Origin of the sequence: Streptomyces sp. NPDC058697 (assembly GCF_042715345.1) — a bacterium.
Lineage (GTDB): Bacteria > Actinomycetota > Actinomycetes > Streptomycetales > Streptomycetaceae > Streptomyces > Streptomyces liliifuscus.
Map to the genome: position 1 here is coordinate 75506 of NZ_JBHXSU010000014.1, position 16553 is coordinate 92058.

Genomic DNA, 16553 nt, shown 5'->3' on the forward strand with positions numbered 1-16553 from the left:
ACCCCATTGACTGCGGGCGCACGCCAGGCGTCCCCGCATGCAGCAGGAGAATCCCGCATGCACAAGCATCTGCGACTCACCCTCGCGACGGCGTCCGTTGCCGCGCTGACGGGCGGTCTGCTCACCTTCTCGGCGGTGACGGCCATGGCCGCCCCCTCCGGTCTGAAGGGCGACTTCAACGGTGACGGCTTCGGTGACGTGGCCTTCGCCGCTCCGTACGCCAAGGTCGGCGACCAGGGCATGGCCGGGTACGTGGCCGTCGTCTACGGCAGCGCGACCGGTCTGGACCCGGCCAACCACACGGTGATCGACCAGAGTTCGGCCGGTGTGCCCGGCACCCCGGAGGCCGAGGACGCCTTCGGCTCGGCGCTCGCGGTCGCGGACTTCGACGGTGACGGTTACGCGGACCTCGCGGTCGGCGCGTCCGGCGAGGACGTCGAGAGCGATGTCGACGGCGGCACGGTCGCCGTCCTGTGGGGCGGCGCGAGCGGCGTCGCCGGCGGTACGACGGTGAAGGACCCGGCGGCCGCCACGCACGACGAGTTCGGCCGCGTCCTGACGGCGGGCGACTTCGACGGCGACGGGAAGGCCGACCTGGCCGCGGGCACGACCGCCTCGCACGCGTACGTCGTCAAGGGCGGCTTCACCCGCTCGGGCACGACCGGTGCCGCGCAGCGGATCGCGCTGCCCGAGACCTCCCCGTACGGCGTCGACGCGATCAAGGCCGGTGACACGAACGGTGACGCGAAGGCCGACCTCGTGCTGACGTACCGGACCGAGCTGACCGGGGACGGTCCCAACAGCTGGTCCAAGGGGGTCGCGTATCTCGGCACGTCCGCCGGTCTTGAGACCTCCGTGCCGCGCGGCCTGGGCGGCGGCACGACCATTGCGATCGGTGACATCGACGGGGACGGCTTCGGCGAGATCGCCCTCGGCAACGTCTTCACGGCGGAGGACGACCACTCCGGCAGCCTCGGCGGCAGGGTGACGGTCGTCCGCGGTTCGGAGGGCGGCCCGGTCAACGGCGACGCGCCCATGGCCGAGCTCACCCAGGACTCCCCGGGCGTGCCCGGCGCGGACGAGGAGCGCGACGGCTTCGGCAGCGCGCTCTCCATCGGTGACGTGAACGGCGACGGCTACGGCGAACTGGCCATCGGCGTCATTTTCGAGGACATCGAGACGATCGAGGACACCGGCTCCACGGTCCTCCTCCAGGGCTCGGCGGACGGCGTCTCCGAGACCGGCGGCCGCACCCTCTCCCAGGCCTCCTCGGGCGTCCCCGGCAGCGCCGAGGCCATGGACTACTTCGGTTCCGACGCCCTGCTGACCGACGTCAACGCCGACGGCAAGGCCGACTACACGGTCTCCGCCTCCTTCGAGGGCGAGGGCGTCGGCGCGGTCACCGCCATGCTCTCCGACGGCACCGGCATCTCCCCGGACGGCGACCGCGGCTTCGGCCCCGGCGCGTTCGGCCGCCCGTACACGTACGGCGCGTTCGGCGCCGGCCTCACCAACTGACGGGACGCCACATGCGTATCCGCACCACAGTGACCCTCACCGCCGTCCTGGCGGCGGGGGTTGCCCGCTGACCCTCAGTGCCTGTGTCAGAACCGCAGATCAGTGAGGGACCACGTTATGGCCTGCGGGGTGCGCTCCCATGGGTGCCACCCGGACCGACCGGCCGGGTTCGGGCCTCGCCCTACCCAGGACGAGACGGTCACAACGGTGGGACCGTGCCGGGCCCCCGTCCCCCGGCACGGTCGACATCGGCAGGTCAGCAGCTGTCGGTCCAGGAGTGCGAGGAGATGTTGTCGTTGACCGACTCGTTCTTCCCCGCCCACCACGGCAGGCCGTTGTTGAAGATGTAGTCCCCTCTCGAAAGGTCCTGCCACGCGTCACCGTGACCGAGGCAGGCGTACACCCCGCTCTGGTCCTGGTTGTAGTAGAGGTCGACGTCGTCGTAACCGCCCGCGAATCCGCGGTTCTCCAGCGACGAGGCGAGATTGCGCATCGGCTGGCAGGTGCCCGTCACACCGTCGTCGCCGTAGTCCCAGTCACGCTTGTTGCCCGACCAGGAGCAGTGGGCGCCCTGCTGGTTGGGGTGCGCCCACGCGTGCAGCCTGCCGTCCTCGGCGGCCTGCGCGGTGGCGACCGGTCCGACTGTCACGAAGAGCATCGCGGCACCAGTGGCGAGCAGAGTCAGTTTCTTCATTTCCTCATACCTCTCAGATGGGAGTCAGCCGGCCTTGACGATGTCCCGGGCACGGCTCAGTGCCCCGGACTCCAGCGTCTTCCTGTTGATGAACTCGGTGGAATGGTCGGACTCGGTCTTCGCCCGTTCGGCGCGCGTGAGCGTGCGGGCCGTCTTCGCGAGACCCGAGGTGCCGGCACACTGGGCCTCCGCCCTCGCGGTCGCGATCTCGGTGGCGCGAGACTCGCCGGATCCGGTCGCGCCCGCCGGCCGCACGAACCGCTGACGTGCCTCCATGGGAGAGCTGTACGAGTGGCCCTTGGTCCGCATGCAGGTCGACCACCGTGAGACCGCCGCCGTGAAGCGCTCGTCCTGTGCGACCGCGGACGGTACGGACCGCTCGAGAGCGTCCGTCACCTTCCACGCGCTGTACCACTTGCGCAGGTCCGAGTAGAGGGACCGTTGCGCCTCGGACTCGCAGCCCTGATCGCTGTGCCGGACCGTGCCCATGCCCGGAACCCGCGCTTCCAGACCCGTCGGTTCCGGGCCGTTCAGCGCGTCCACGGCGGCGTCCCTGCGCTCCGCGGAGAGGCTCCGGAAGTAGAGCTGGTTCGGGTTCTTCGCGGCGAGGGTGTCCCGTTTCCGCTGAATGTCGCTGCCGTAGCCGTGCTCGGCGGCCCAGCCCTCGTCGTCGACGACGAGCGGGAAGAGGCGGTTGACCCCGTCCGGCAGGTCTTCGACGACGTGGAAGGAGAATCCCCGCTCCTGCATGCAGTTCCGCGTCAGGAGCACCTCGGCCTTGGCCAGGGTCTGCCGTTCCGCGGGCGTGAGTGCGCGGGCGGCGACGGTCGGCTCGGGGACGGGGGTCCTGGGAGACGAGGGTGGTGGTGCGGCCGTGCAGGCCGAAAGCGCCGGGGCTGCCAGACACAGCAGCAGTGCGGCCACGGCCTTGCCCCGCCCTGGACGGGACCCGGTGTGTCCGGCCATGTTCGTCCCTCTTCCCCCGAAACGCTGCGACACCTCGAACGGTAGGAGGACCGGCTCGCCCGCGGTCCTGACATCTGTCAGGGCCGCGGGCGGTCGCGGCTGTAAGCCAGAGGCGGTCTCGACCGCCGCCTTGCCCGTATTCCGGTGTGCGCGGCGGCCGTTCCTTGTGGGGCTGACGACCGGCACACTCAGCGACCGGGCCGGGCTACTGTGCCCGTCGTACGGGGCTGGCACCGGCATGGCGGTCGCGCAATGACCTCACCCGCAGGGCGATGCACGACTGACAAAGTTCCCTGCACGGACGCCAAAGTCCGAAGCCCACGATGCCCCTACGTTGCTTCGGTGATCGACCCCGGCCACCCACACCGCCTGGCACACCGGGCAGACCCGCCGCCCCACACCGTCCCGCTCGGCCGCGGCCCGGCGTCGGATCCGCCGTGCACGCCGCCACTGCCTGGCCCGACACGCTGCCGAGCAGTACACCGCCTCGGCGCGGCACTCAGCTCCAACGGCGAGTCACACTCCGGACAACGCCGCTGATACGGCAGCCCGACGACCCCGGACACGCAACCAGGCTAGACACGCCCAATGACCCATATCAGGGGATCAGACACAGGCTCTCACCGCTCGTGCGTCCGCGGCGGCCGCCAAGCACTACGACGACTTCAACGGAGACGGCCACCGGGACCTGGCCATCGGCAACCGGCGCGCCACCGTGGGCGGCACGGTCGTCTCGCAGAGCAGCGCGGGCATCCCGGGCTCGGCAGAGACGAACGACTACTTCGACACGGACATCACCACGGTGGACCTGAACTCCGACGGCTACGCGGACGTGATCGCCACCGCGCCCGGCGAGAACGACGGTTCCTACAACGGCACGTTCACCGTCCTGTGGGGCTCGAAGTCCGGGTTGAAGAAGGGGAGTTCGTACCACAACCCCAGTACAAGGACCGCGGCTTCGCGACCGACATCGCCGTCGGCGACTTCAACGCCGGCGGCAGGCAGGACGTCGTCGCGGTCGACGACGTCAACATCTGGTACCTGCGCGGCCCGTTCACCACATCCGGCTCCCGCTGCAGCGCCACCAACTTCGACCCGACCGACGGCGAGAACATCGACCCGGTCGTCGTGGCCGCCGACAAGGTCACCAAGGACGGCACGGCCGACTTCGCGGTCCTGGGCCGCGACTGGGACACCGACAGCGACCGCGTCTGGTTCTGCAAGGGCGGCTCCGGCGGCCCGAAGAGGACCAGAAGGTGAACCTGCCCGCGTCTGCCTCACTCATCGAAGCCGGCGTCACGATCGCCGACTTCGACAGGAACGGGTACGGCGACCTGGCACTCGGCAGCCGCTCGGGCACGGGCGGGGCGGTCTTCGTCCTGCCGGGCACCTCCACGGGCCCCGGCGGCTCGGCGAGGAAGATCACCCAGTCCACGTCCGGCGTCCCCGGCACGCCCGAGTCCGTCGACTACTTCGGCAGTGACGTCTCGGCCGCCGACACCAACGGCGACGGCTACCCCGACCTCGCCGTGGGCGCCCGGGCGAGGTGATCGGCGGCGACTGGTTCCGCATGGGCGGTGTCACCGTCCTGCGCGGCGGCAGGTCCGGCCTCACCGGCACGAACTCCCGCACATCCGCAGCGTCGGTACTCATGAGGCCGGACACATCTTCGGGCTGAAAGACATCTACGGGGCCCACCAGAACCTCACCATGTTCGGGAACTCGATCGAGTGCTCCACGAGGGCCAGGACGCTCGGCAAGGGTGATGTTCTCGGCCTCCGCAGCATCTACTGAACCGGAGCAGACGCTCCAAGAGGAGGCGTACCGATGAAAGCCGCACTCCCGGTCCGCAGGGCCGGATCCGTGTGGACGCTGCTGTCGGCAGTCCTGGTCACCATGTCCGCCGCATGCACCTCATCGAGCGACAGCGATGGCGGCGAGTCGGCGTCGTCCTGCGCGTACCGGGTCGAGTACCAGAACAGCACGTATTCGGGCGCGGAGGCCAAGGACTTCACCCTCGGGAACGTGCTTGGTGCCGCCACCCTTCCGCCGTGCGACGACACACCGAGCGATGACAGTGACGGCCAAAGGACGCCGACCTCGACAACCGCCTATGCGATCGAGGGAGTGGATCCCAACATCGCCATCGCGTTGGGGAAGGCGTCCGATGACGTCATCTTCGTCAACGTCGACTCCGAAAAGAAGCTGCCTGAGATCAAGAAAATGATCGGCGGTTCGTGAGATCGAGTGCGGGGCGCCGCCTCGTAGGTGGGCCCCGCACAGGTCCCGGTACACGCCGGCTGCTGCGCGCCGCCGCACTGTGCGGACATACCGAGCCGGAGTTGCGACGTCTTGCCGGGGCATTCGTCGGGCAACCGACGGCGTGTGCCCCACTGCGCCTGCCGGGTTCCCCGACGGGTGTCACCACCACGGGGGCGGCGTCCGCGGAGGAGAAGCTCATAGAGGGCACGCTCCAGTAGGACTGGCGGTTACCCTCGGGGAGTCATCAAGTTTGACTACCGCGACTACCCCGAGGGAGCCGCATGGCCAACGAGGTCACCATCCCCCTGCTGCCCTGCCGGTCGATCGACGAGATCACCGAGTTCTACGGCAAGTTGGGCTTCACCACGACCTACCGGCAGACCCGCCCCAACCCCTACGTCAGCGTCCAACGCGAGGACCTCCAGCTGCACTTCGCCGGCATCGACGGCTTCGACCCGGAGCAGTCGTACGGCTCCTGCGTGGTGATCGTCCCCGACACCGGGGCCATCCACCAGGCCTTCGCCGAGTCCATGCGGGCCGCCTTCGGCAAGGTCCTCGTGTCCGGCATCCCCCGGATGACCAGCCCCCGCCGACGCAAGAACACCGGCAAGCGGTCCGGCTTCAGCGTCGTCGACCCCGGCGGCAACTGGATCCGCTTCTTTCCGGCGACGGAGGACGAGGACGTACCGGACGAGTCCTCGTACCCCACGGGCAAGCTCACCAGGGTCCTGGAGAACGCCGTCGTACTCGGCGACTCCAAGGGCGACGCCCACCAGGCCGCCCGCATCCTCGACGCGACCCTGACCCGCGAGCGGGAGTCCGCCCACTGCGTCGAGCTGGTCGAAACCCTCGTCTACCGCGCGGAACTGGCCCTCCGCCTGGAGGACGCGCCCCGGGCCCGCGCCCTCCTGACCGAGGCCGACGGTGTCCCGCTGGGGGACGACGAGCGGGCCCGCCTCACCAACACCCTCGCGGTGGCTGGTGAGTTGAAGGAAGCGCTGCCCATCGCCCCTACGGCCGAAGGTGCCGTATGAGGGCGGCGAGCCCGGCACCGGTGGCGCTTATCACCGAGTCGGGCTCGTCGCTTTCGCGGAGGAGGAGGGCACGGGTGCCCTGGCGGGCGGCTACCTCAACACAGTTGGGCGCGTCTTCAGGGCCTGAGAAGGACGACTTCTGCCACTGTACGACCGGTGTCATTGCGGGTCCCCTCAGATGTGCTGCGCGAGCCGGTGGATGAAGTCTCTCGACTCTACGACCCCCAGCGCGGCGCTCTCCACGGAGTCGATCACCCGGCGATACAGGCGTAGTTGCACTTCCGCGTCCATGAACGTCCCGGCGTGCAGATGGTCCAGCAGGATGGTGTCCAACTGGGGGACAGGGCCGCCCGCCAGGAGCACGGGTGTGCCGATCATCGTGAACCCGTCCACATCGAACGGCACGACGCGCACGGTGACTTGGGGTCGTTCGGACTGCTGCAGGATGTGAAGCAGCTGCCGTTGAGCCGCCTTGCGGTCGGCCCACCTGACGCGCAGCGCCGCCTCATGGACGACCACCTCGTAGTCGGCTTCATCGAGCACCGCCTGGCGCCGCAGGCGGAACGCGACACGCGCCTCGATCCGTTCCTCGTCGAGCGTGGTCCCCGGAGAGGCGTACGCCGCCCGCACCTGCTCCTCGGTCTGCAACAGGCCAGGAATGTGCACGTTCTCGAATGACCTCAGGTACGTGGCGTGATGCTCCAGTTCCGCCAAGTCGAGGAAGCTGGGCGGAAGTTGCTCCCGATACCCGGCCCACCAACCATGCCCACGCTCGGCCGCCATGGCCGCCAGCGCATCGACGAGCGCGGCATCATCACACGCGTACTCACTGACCCAGTGCCGTACGCGCTCCGCGCTCACCCCGACGCGACCCGCCTCCGTACTGGACAGCTGGGTCTCCGCGATACCCAGCGCCCGAGCAGCCTCTCGTCCCGTCAGACCCGCCCGTTCACGGAGCTTGCGCAGCTCGGCGCCGAGGCGCTCCTGACGCGCGGTGATGACGCTCCTTGCGACCATATTCCTCATCTTTCCCAGGAGTTGAGGGCCTGAGTATCTCAGTTCACCTTGCGTCGGTTACACCTTTACCCCTACCGTAAGTGACGCAACGAACACTCCTCGGAGCGGAAGTGCATCCCCCCGGCATGCCGAGCCACGCCATGCCGGGCCAGACAGAGCCACCGCCCGACGCCCCCCACCCCTCCCCACCAGGAGACCGCATGCCCATGCCCACGCCCGCACCCTGGGAGTACACCCTCTACATCCCCCACGACCCCCGAGCCGTAGGCATCTGCCGACGTGCCCTCCGCGACATCCTGGCCAGCCACCACCTCCCCACCCTCGTCGAACCGGCGGAGCTACTCGCCTCGGAGCTCCTCGGGAACGCCATCCGGCACACCGAGGGCCCCGCCGCCCTGAAGCTCAGACGGTCGGGGAACTCGTTCCGGATCGGCGCGTGGGACACGGATCCCGCGCCGCCGGCCGAGAAGCCCGAGGACGACGAGGCAGGCCGCGGCCTGCGGATCGTGCGCGCGTACGCGGACGACTGGGGCTGGTTCCGGGTCAACGGCACGGCGGGCAAGTACGTCTGGTGTGAACTCGGCGCAAAAACCCAATAAAGCGGGATAATCAGAATGTCGGCCATGAGACGCCAAGCAACAGAAAGGCGGCGATCACGATGGCTGAACACCCGAACGCAATGCTCGTCCGCAAGGGCTACGAGGCCTTCACCGCGGGTGACATGGACACCCTGCGCGGCATGATGGCATCGGACTGTACGCACCATGTACCCGGTAGTCACATGCTCTCCGGCGACTACAAGGGACAGGACTCGATCATCGAGCTGTACGGCCGACTCTTCGAGGAGACCAACGGGACCTTCAAGGTCGAGATGAGCCACATACTCGTCGACGGCCGGGGCCACGCCGTCTCCATGCACCGCTACACGGCCGAGCGCAACGGCAAGCGGATCGAGCAGAACGGCTGCCTCATCTTCCGGATCGTCGGGGACAAGATGACGGACATCGACGAATGCCAGGAGGACATGGAGAAGGAGGCCGAGTTCTGGGCCTGACGCCCCACCGGACGCGCACGCCCCGGCGAACGCGGCAACGAACCCGTACGCGGCCACAACCCCTGGCAGCCTCCAGGTGTCACACAGGTGAACCGCAGTCCCCGGTCACCACCCTGGAGCCCCCGTGCACATACGGACGTACGCAATCGCCGCCACCGTCGCCGCGGCGGTCACCGCGGGCCTGACACTCGCGCCCACCGCGGCCGCGGCCCAACCGTCCCCCACCACGAGCGACTTCAACGGCGACGGCTACGCGGACCTCGCCGTCGGCGTCCCCGACGGAGGCGTCGGCGGCAAGGCGAAGGCCGGTTACGTCAACGTCGTGTGGGGCGGTCCGAAGGGGCTGGGCTCCCGCGGCAGCGTCCGGGTCAGCCAGGCCACGGCTGAAGTGCCCGGCTCTCCGGAGGCAGGCGACCGGTTCGGCGCCTCCGTCGTCCTGGAGGACCTCAACGGCGACGGCATCGCGGAGTTGCTCGCCGGCGCCCCCGGCGAGGACGTCACCGACCGTGGCGCGGACGCGGGCATGGTCACCGTCGTGGGCGGGGCGAGAGGCGGCCCGGGCCACGGGTCCACGGCCCTGACCGGCCCCGCGGCCTCGGCGGCGTACGGCGGATCGGTCGCGGCGGCCGACCTGACCGGGGACGGCAGCAGGGACATCGTGATCGGCGGCCGGGACAAGGTCGTGCTGCGCACGGCCGACGGCATCCTCACCACCGTCCTTGACGCCCCCATGGGCGGCCGCGCGCCCGTCCTCGCCACGGGTGACTTCACCGCCGACGGCACGACGGACCTGGCCCTGGCGTACTGGACGGTCGACGCCCCCTTCACCCAGTCACACGTACGGCTGTGGGCCTGGGACGCGGCGGAGGAGGGCATGGCCAACACCTGGAACACCGACAACGCCGGTGTCTCGGCCCTCGCCGCCGGTGACTTCGACGGCGACGGCAACGACGACCTGGCCCTCGGCGAGTGCCGCGAGATCGCCGACGAGAACATCGACGACCCGTGCGGCCCCGAGGAGTCCGCGGAGGGCGGCGGCATCCACGTCCACTACGGCAGCGGCCCGGACGGCTCCTTCGGGCGCCGCGCGCAGACCCTCGACCAGAACACGGTCGGTGTGCCGGGCGTCGCCGAGACCGGTGACCGCTTCGGCGCCTCCCTGGCCGTCACGGACGTGAACGGCGACGGCCGCGACGACCTGGTCGCGGGCGCCCCCGGCGAGGCGATCGGCACCCGGGCGGGCGCGGGCGCCGCGACCCTCCTGTTCGGCGGGGAGACCGGCCTGGTCGACGCGTACGGGGAGGGCCACTCCGTCGCGTACCAGCAGGATACCCCGCGCCTGCCGGGCGTCGCGGAGGCGGGCGACGCCTTCGGTGCCGCCGTCGCGGCCGGTGACTACGATCACGACGGCAGGGCGGACATCGCGGTCGGCTCGCCGGGCGAGAACGCGAGGTCGGGCGGTGTGTGGGTGCTCCCCCGCGCGAGCGCCGACGGCTCCTACACGGTCACGCCGGCCAAGCTCGGCCTCCCGGCCGTGGCCGGCGGACTCGCGTACGGCCAAACCCTGAGCAGCCACTGAAAAGTCCCTTAGGGGATGTCACAGCTCGGCAGCAAAGCCGGGCCCGTTGCCCCGGGCCCGGCACGCCACTGTGCGGGACCAGGTACGTTCGATTACGTGGCTGGATTCAGGATCGGACGCGGCCGGGACAACCGCACGCAGCAGGCGCAACCGCAACAGCAGACGCGGCAGCAGCCTTACGGACAGCAGGCCCCCCAGGGCGGCCCGTCGTACGGCTATCCCCCCGCGCCCCAGCCGTACCCGCAGCAGCATCAGCAGCGGTACGGCAATGGCGGCGGTGGCGGTGGCAACGGGCCGCAGCAGTGGCCCCAGGCGAACGGGCACGGTGAGCCGGAGTACTTCGGCGACCACGACCATCACGGTCAGGGCCCGGACCCGTACGCGGCGAACCAGCCGGGGCACACCACGGCGTTCTCCGTCGGCGAGGACCCGTACGGCCCGGGCGGCACGTACCGCGCGGGCCAGACGACCGCGCCCCCGGTGGGCCCGCGGCTGCACTGGAAGGAACTGCTGACGGGCGTCATCATGCGCCCGAATCAGACCTTCCTGCAGATGCGCGACTACACGATGTGGGCCCCGGCCCTCATCGTGACGTTCCTCTACGGCCTGCTGGCGGTCTTCGGCTTCGACGGCGCCCGCGCGGACGTCATAAACGCCACCCTGTCGAACGCGGTGCCCATCGTCCTGACGACGGCCATCGCGATCGTCCTCAGCGCGTTCATCCTGGGTGTCGTCACGCACACCCTCGCCCGCCAGCTCGGCGGCGACGGCGCCTGGCAGCCCACGGTCGGCCTCTCCATGCTGATCATGTCGCTCACGGACGCGCCGCGACTGGTCGTCGCGATGTTCGCGGGCGGCGACGCGCCGTTCGTGCAGCTGCTGGGCTGGGCGACCTGGGTCGGGGCCGGCGTGCTCTTCACGCTGATGGTCAAGAAGTCGCACGACCTGCCGTGGCCCAAGGCCCTGGGAGCGTCGGCGATCCAGCTGATCGCCCTGCTGTCGATCATCAAGCTCGGTACGTTCTAGACGTCTCGTTACGTTCCAGGCACCCTCCGGGCGGCTTCCCGGGCGGCTCCCCGGGCGTTCGTACTGGGCGTCTAGGCGTCGCCCCGGGGCCAGTGCGCCGGCTCGATGTTCTGGTTGGCGTGGAAGAGGTTGTGCGGGTCGTACGTCCGCTTCACCTCGGCGAGCCGGTCGTAGTGGTCCCGGTAGGTGGCCCTGACCCGCTCCTGGCCCTCACCGGGCCCGATGAAGTTCACGTACGCGCCGCCCATCGAGTACGGGTGCAGCTCCTCCCGGTAGTCCGTGCACCACTGCTTGATGAGGCCCGCGTTTTCCGGGTCCGGGTCGATGCCGGCGAACACCCCGGACCAGACGGCGTCGCGGTAGGCCCACGCCGTGTCGAAGGAGCCGACCCGGGAGGCGGCCCCGTCGACCGGGTAGAGGTGCATGGTCGACAGGTCGGTGGGGAGGTTCTCGCCGTACTTGAGGTGGATGTCGACGGCCTCGTCGGTGATCCGGTCGAAGAAGTCACCGCTCCAGTACCACTGCAGGCCCTTGGGGATCAGCTCGTCGAACATGCTCTGCAGCGCCGGGTAGGGCATCGGGCTGGTGAAGTGGAAGGCAGGCCGCCCGGCGTCGTTCACCACCGCGAGCGTCTCGTCCAGCAGGGCCAGGTCACCGGTCCAGCACCACACGACGGCGCACATCCGGTGCCCGTGCAGTTCCTCGGGGAACGGCGGCCCGGGCGGCACGGCGAGCACCGCGTAGAAACCGTTCAGGTCCTCGGGCGCCTGCGGCAGGAACTCCCGGTACCAGCGCAGCACTTCACGCGTGTGGTCCACCGGCCAGACCGTGATGCCGACGCCCACCGAGTGCACCGGGTGCAGCTGGTAGGTGAAGGACGTGACGATCCCGAAGTTCCCGCCTCCGCCGCGCAGCGCCCAGAAGAGATCCGGGTACGAGGTCGCGCTCGCCGTGACGAAGCTGCCGTCGGCGAGAACGACGTCCGCGGAGATCAGGTTGTCCACCGTCAGCCCGTACTTGCGGGTCAGGTGACCGTGTCCGCCGCCGAGGGTCAGTCCGCCGACGCCCGTCGTCGACATGATCCCGGCGGGTGTGGCGAGGCCGAAGGCGTGCGCGGCGTGGTCCAGGTCGCCGAGCAGGCTGCCGCCGCCGGCCTGCGCGGTCTTCGCGACCGGGTCGACCCGTACCCAGCGCATCGGCGACAGGTCGAGGGTGACACCGCCGTCCACCAGGCACAGCCCCGGGCCGCTGTGTCCGCCACCGTGCACGGCGAGTTCGAGCCCGTGGTCGCGGACGAAGTCGACGGCGTTCATCACGTCCCCGGCGTCCGCGCACCGCACGAAGGCGGCCGGCCGCCGGTCGATCATCGCGTTGTAGATCGACCGGGACTCGTCGTACGCCGCGTCCTCGGGAGCGATGACCGGGCCGCGCAGTCCGGTCCGCATCGCCTCCAGGGTCGTACCGTCCATCCCGCCGCTGCTGTTGCCGATGGTGGTGCCTGTGCCGGTGCCTGTGGTGCCGGTGGTGCCTCCCATGACGATCGCTCTCCTCGCGAGGCCCGGTAGGTACGGTCCGTCCGCGATCGCACGTTTCATCCGCCCCAGGGCCGATATGTCAAGGGTCTCGCCGCTCGCCGGGCCTGGCAATCGCGAGCGGGGTGCCCGGGCGCGGCGAGGGGAGCACCATGGAGCCATGGACAGCCGCAGCGGACGGCAGGGGCCGGGGCAGGGTCACGACGGCGACGGTCGCAGTGACGGGGGCGAGCGCGGCCGCAGTGGCGAGGGCGGGGGCGAGGGTGGCCGCAGTTGTGGGGGTGGCCGCGCCGGTTCGGCCCGCTCGCTGGAGGACGTCAGCGTGCCCGGGCGCGTGGCCGGACCCGACGAGGGCATCAGCCACGAGGAGCTGGCCCTGGCGGCCCGCAACCACGGCCTCCTCCTGGAGGCCCTGCGCCACGACGTGACCCCGCCCGGCCTGCACTACGTACTGGTCCACTACGACATCCCGTACATCCCGCCCGTCGAGGCCGGGAGGTGGACCCTGACGGTTGGCGGAAGGGTCCGTACGCCCCTGGTCCTGGACCTGTCCGCGCTGTACTCCCTCCCGCCCGTCACCCACCGCGTGACCATGGAGTGCGCGGGCAACGGCCGGGCCCGCCTCACCCCGCGCCCCGTGAGCCAGCCCTGGCTGGTCGAGGCGGTCGGCACGGCGGACTGGACCGGCGTACCCCTGCGGACGCTGCTCGCCGAGGCGGGAGTCGAGCCGGACGCGGTCGAGGCGGTCTTCACAGGCGCCGACCACGGCGTGGAACGCGGCGTCGAGCAGGACTACCGCCGCAGCCTGACGCTCACGGACGCCACGGCCGCCGACCGGGAGGCCCTGGTGGCGTACGAGATGAACGGCGCCCCGCTGCCACCGCAGCACGGCCACCCGCTGCGTCTGGTGGTCCCCGGCTGGTACGGCATGGCGCATGTGAAGTGGCTGCGGGACATCACGCTCACCGACACCCCGTTCACGGGCTTCCAGCAGTCGGTGGCGTACCGCTACCGCCAGGCGGCGGACGAGCCCGGCGACCCGGTGACCCGTATCGCCCCGCGCGCGCTGATGGTCCCGCCCGGCTTCCCGGACTTCATGTCCCGCACGAGGGTCGTACGCCCCGGTCCACTGCGGCTGGAGGGCCGCGCCTGGTCGGGCCACGCCCCGGTGACGAAGGTCGAGGTCAGCACGGACGACGGCGGCTCCTGGCTGGAGGCGGAGCTCGACCCGCCGGACGGCCGCCCGGGCCACGCCTGGTCCTGGCGCCACTGGGAGGCACCCTGGACGGCCACCCCTGGCACGCACGTCCTGACGGCCCGGGCCACGGACGCCGCGGGCAACACCCAGCCGGTCACGCAGCCCTGGAACCGGGGAGGCTTCGGAAACAACCTGGTGCAGCGGATTCCCGTGCTGTGCCCGCAGGTTGACGGGTCGTCATCCACACACTCCCGCCCGGCGTGAGGCAGACCGCGCGCGGCCGGCGGAAGCCGAGCGGCCGCAGCTGGTCCCCGTGCCGGGCGGAGAGCGTGACCGCGACGGCGGCGCCGCCCTCCTCGTCGACGGCACGCAGCCCAGGTGCCAGCAGGTCGTCGGCGACGGTGTGGTCCCAGGCGCTGGTGTCGTCCAGGGCGCCGACGACGGCCACCTTCCAGTGCGACTCGTCGGGCTTCCAGTGGTTCGCCTCGGGCCCGGCCGACAGGAACAGGCGCTCCGGGCGCTCCTGCGGGCCGAGGGCGAGCTCACGCGAGAGCAGGCCGCTGAAGCGCTGGTCGGGCGGCTCGGCACCGGAACTGGGCGGCAGCCAGACGGCGGCCGCGAGCAGCGTGCCGTCCTCACGCTCGGCCACCCACACCTGACCGTCCTCCAGAGCGTGATGGGCCAGCATCAGCCGCATGGCACGGCGGGCCCGGTCCCAGTCCACGGGGACGACTCCGGTGCCGGTGTCGGCGTCGGTCGGGGCGATCAGGCGGGCCACGGCCGGTACGTCGACGAGTCCTGCGGCGCGCACGGTCGTGCGGGGCCGCAGGGTCGGAAGGGGCTTCGCCATGGCCGAGGCGGAGGCGGCGGTCGCTGCGGCTGCGGCGCTAGCGGTCGCGGTGGCGGTGGCGGTGGCGGTGGCGGTGGCGGTCATGATCATGGTCATGGTCATCTCTGGTGTTCCCCTTCTCCTTCTCAGACGGTCCGGCTCGTGCCGGTGAGTTCGACGCCGAGTTCGACGCCGAGTTCGACGGTGACGGGGCGTACCCGCGCGGCGGCCGGGAGCCGGGCGCGGAGGAGCCGGGCGGGGCGAGGCGGGAGCGAACGGTCGCGGGCGGGGGCAGCGGCAGGCTGACCGGGAAGGTCCTGGTCGGACTGGTCGGGCTGAGGGCGGCTGAGCAGAATCACGCCCCGGGCGGCCGCCACGGCACCGGCGAGGGCGATCAGCGTGCCGGTCGTGCCGTACTGGAAGCCCTCGCCGAGCAGACCGATGCCGATGACGGACGCGGTGACCGGGTTGACGAGGGTCAACAGGGCCAGCGGACCGCCGAGGCCACTGCGGTACGCCTTCTGGGAGAGCAGCAGCCCACCCGAGGCGAACACGACGGTGAGAACCACGACTACCGCCACACTCCAGGACACGGCCGGCCCGACGGCGAGCTTCTGCGCCAGCGTGGACCCGACCCCAGAGGCGATACCGGAGGCAGCGGCGAAGGCGAGCCCGCCGAGGCCGGAACTGCCGGACCCGGCGCGAACGAGCACAGCGATGACGACGAAGGCGACGAGCGCGACCCCAAGCACCTCACCGGTCCCCAGGGTGTCGTCGGGCGCGTGCCCCGCCGCGGTGGCGACGAGCAACGCCGTCAGCCCGACGAGGGTCAGACCCATGCCGCGCCACTGGACGCCCGAGGTCCGCCGCCGGGCGACCAGCGACCCCAGCGGCACCGCCACCACAAGGGTCAGCGCCCCGAGCGGCTGCACGAGGGTCAGCGGCCCGTACCGCAGCGCGACCACATGCAGCAGCGCGCCCGAGGCGTTGAGCCCGACGGCCCACCACCACGACCCGCGGGCGAGCGCGCCCCGCAGATCGGCCGTACCGGCCGCGGTCCGCTCCTGAACCACAGCGGCCGCCGCGTAGGAGAACGCGGACACCAGGGAGAGCACGAGGGCAAGAACCACCGGACTGCTCACGGTCATGACCTGGCCCCTCCCCGCGATCGATACGAAACGGTTTCGTACACAAACGCTACGGGGCCCGTTAGCGAAACGCAAGCGTTTTTTTAACGGCAAGAAAAACGCGCCCCATAAGGGGCGCGGGGAACTGCGCGACCAGCCACAACGGCGCCGCAGCCAAAGAGCGGGCACCCAGCGGAGCGCTACGCGTCGAGAACCTGCCCGGCCCTCCTCACCACAGGCGGCTCGACACTCCACGGAAAGTTGATCCACTCATCCGTGCGCTTCCACACGTACTCGCACTTCACGAGCGACTGGGACTTCTCGTAGATGACGGCGGACCGCACCTCAGCAACGGCGTCGACGCAGAAGTCGTACACGAGCTTCAGCGTCTTGCCGGTGTCGGCGACGTCGTCCGTGATCAGCACCTTCTTGTCGGAGAAGTCGATGGCGTTGGGGACGGGCGCCAGCATGACCGGCATGTCCAGAGTGGTCCCGACACCGGTATAGAACTCGACATTCACGAGGTGGATGTTCTTGCAGTCGAGGGCGTAGGCGAGGCCGCCGGCGACGAAGACGCCGCCGCGGGCGATGCAGAGGACGATGTCGGGCTCGTACCCGTCGTCGGCGATGGTCTGGGCAAGCTCGCGGACGGCGAGCCCGAAGCGCTCGTAGCTGAGATTCTCGCGCACGTCACTCACGTCATCACTCATGTCGCCG

Annotated in this window: 18 protein-coding genes; 10 read left to right on the forward strand and 8 right to left on the reverse strand. The window is 70.6% G+C overall.

Annotation, left to right across the window (positions count from 1 at the left end; translation table 11 throughout):
- The first annotated feature begins 57 nt into the window (after positions 1-57).
- On the forward strand, positions 58-1518 hold the full coding sequence (locus ACFWXQ_RS29205; RefSeq protein ID WP_383935355.1) for an FG-GAP repeat protein: 1461 nt from the start codon (positions 58-60) through the stop codon (positions 1516-1518).
- 256 nt (positions 1519-1774) lie between these two features.
- On the opposite strand, the gene ACFWXQ_RS29210 is transcribed toward ACFWXQ_RS29205, so the two are convergent.
- Positions 1775-2212 (reverse strand): hypothetical protein, encoded by a 438-nt coding sequence (locus ACFWXQ_RS29210; RefSeq protein WP_383935353.1) that lies wholly within the window; start codon positions 2210-2212, stop codon positions 1775-1777.
- 24 nt (positions 2213-2236) lie between these two features.
- Entirely contained in the window at positions 2237-3178 is a 942-nt protein-coding gene (locus ACFWXQ_RS29215; RefSeq protein WP_383935351.1) for a hypothetical protein, read from the reverse strand.
- A gap of 891 nt (positions 3179-4069) precedes the next feature.
- On the opposite strand from ACFWXQ_RS29215, the gene ACFWXQ_RS29220 reads away from it, so the two are divergent.
- The 4 genes from ACFWXQ_RS29220 to ACFWXQ_RS29235 all read left to right on the forward strand — a co-directional run bounded on the left by ACFWXQ_RS29220 (position 4070) and on the right by ACFWXQ_RS29235 (position 6474).
- On the forward strand, positions 4070-4438 hold the full coding sequence (locus tag ACFWXQ_RS29220; RefSeq protein WP_383935349.1) for a hypothetical protein: 369 nt from the start codon (positions 4070-4072) through the stop codon (positions 4436-4438).
- Positions 4435-4728: an FG-GAP repeat protein gene (locus ACFWXQ_RS29225; protein ID WP_383935347.1), complete on the forward strand. Its 294-nt coding sequence runs from the start codon at positions 4435-4437 to the stop codon at positions 4726-4728. Before ACFWXQ_RS29220 ends, ACFWXQ_RS29225 begins: the two co-directional genes overlap by 4 nt.
- Positions 4729-5005: 277 nt before the next feature.
- Positions 5006-5419, forward strand: a complete 414-nt coding sequence (locus ACFWXQ_RS29230; protein ID WP_383935346.1) for a DUF6281 family protein — start codon at positions 5006-5008, stop codon at positions 5417-5419.
- A gap of 302 nt (positions 5420-5721) precedes the next feature.
- Positions 5722-6474 (forward strand): VOC family protein, encoded by a 753-nt coding sequence (locus ACFWXQ_RS29235; protein WP_383935344.1) that lies wholly within the window; start codon positions 5722-5724, stop codon positions 6472-6474.
- On the opposite strand, the gene ACFWXQ_RS29240 is transcribed toward ACFWXQ_RS29235, so the two are convergent.
- Together ACFWXQ_RS29240 and ACFWXQ_RS29245 are read right to left on the reverse strand one after the other, a co-directional pair.
- On the reverse strand, positions 6452-6637 hold the full coding sequence (locus ACFWXQ_RS29240; protein WP_383935343.1) for a DUF397 domain-containing protein: 186 nt from the start codon (positions 6635-6637) through the stop codon (positions 6452-6454). The genes ACFWXQ_RS29235 and ACFWXQ_RS29240 overlap by 23 nt on opposite strands.
- A gap of 11 nt (positions 6638-6648) precedes the next feature.
- Positions 6649-7491: a helix-turn-helix domain-containing protein gene (locus ACFWXQ_RS29245; protein WP_383935342.1), complete on the reverse strand. Its 843-nt coding sequence runs from the start codon at positions 7489-7491 to the stop codon at positions 6649-6651.
- A 206-nt stretch (positions 7492-7697) separates the two neighbouring features.
- Here ACFWXQ_RS29245 and ACFWXQ_RS29250 point away from each other — a divergent pair, with 206 nt between their 5' ends.
- From ACFWXQ_RS29250 to ACFWXQ_RS29265, 4 genes are all read left to right on the forward strand, one after another.
- Positions 7698-8090 carry an ATP-binding protein gene (locus ACFWXQ_RS29250; protein WP_383935483.1) on the forward strand — a complete coding sequence of 131 codons (393 nt, stop codon included), beginning with the start codon at positions 7698-7700 and terminating at the stop codon, positions 8088-8090.
- Positions 8091-8149: 59 nt separating this feature from the next.
- Positions 8150-8545, forward strand: coding sequence for a nuclear transport factor 2 family protein (locus ACFWXQ_RS29255; RefSeq protein WP_383935340.1), 396 nt, complete (start codon positions 8150-8152; stop codon positions 8543-8545).
- 124 nt (positions 8546-8669) lie between these two features.
- Positions 8670-10124 carry an integrin-like protein gene (locus ACFWXQ_RS29260; protein ID WP_383935338.1) on the forward strand — a complete coding sequence of 485 codons (1455 nt, stop codon included), beginning with the start codon at positions 8670-8672 and terminating at the stop codon, positions 10122-10124.
- 15 nt (positions 10125-10139) lie between these two features.
- A complete protein-coding gene (locus ACFWXQ_RS29265) occupies positions 10140-11150 on the forward strand; it encodes a Yip1 family protein (protein WP_383935336.1) in 1011 nt (336 codons plus the stop codon).
- Positions 11151-11221: 71 nt separating this feature from the next.
- On the opposite strand, the gene ACFWXQ_RS29270 is transcribed toward ACFWXQ_RS29265, so the two are convergent.
- Positions 11222-12619 (reverse strand): FAD-binding oxidoreductase, encoded by a 1398-nt coding sequence (locus ACFWXQ_RS29270; protein ID WP_383935481.1) that lies wholly within the window; start codon positions 12617-12619, stop codon positions 11222-11224.
- A 223-nt stretch (positions 12620-12842) separates the two neighbouring features.
- Here ACFWXQ_RS29270 and ACFWXQ_RS29275 point away from each other — a divergent pair, with 223 nt between their 5' ends.
- Positions 12843-14144 (forward strand): sulfite oxidase, encoded by a 1302-nt coding sequence (locus ACFWXQ_RS29275; RefSeq protein WP_383935334.1) that lies wholly within the window; start codon positions 12843-12845, stop codon positions 14142-14144.
- On the opposite strand, the gene ACFWXQ_RS29280 is transcribed toward ACFWXQ_RS29275, so the two are convergent.
- From ACFWXQ_RS29280 to ACFWXQ_RS29290, 3 genes are all read right to left on the reverse strand, one after another.
- Positions 14035-14832, reverse strand: a complete 798-nt coding sequence (locus tag ACFWXQ_RS29280; RefSeq protein ID WP_383935332.1) for a hypothetical protein — start codon at positions 14830-14832, stop codon at positions 14035-14037. The two genes, ACFWXQ_RS29275 and ACFWXQ_RS29280, sit on opposite strands and share 110 nt — an antisense overlap.
- Before the next feature lie 23 nt (positions 14833-14855).
- Positions 14856-15857 carry a hypothetical protein gene (locus ACFWXQ_RS29285; protein WP_383935330.1) on the reverse strand — a complete coding sequence of 334 codons (1002 nt, stop codon included), beginning with the start codon at positions 15855-15857 and terminating at the stop codon, positions 14856-14858.
- 179 nt (positions 15858-16036) lie between these two features.
- The gene (locus tag ACFWXQ_RS29290; protein ID WP_383935479.1) at positions 16037-16534 is read right to left on the reverse strand and encodes a phosphoribosyltransferase; all 498 of its coding nucleotides are present in this window, start codon (positions 16532-16534) and stop codon (positions 16037-16039) included.
- Between the last annotated feature and the right edge of the window lie 19 nt (positions 16535-16553).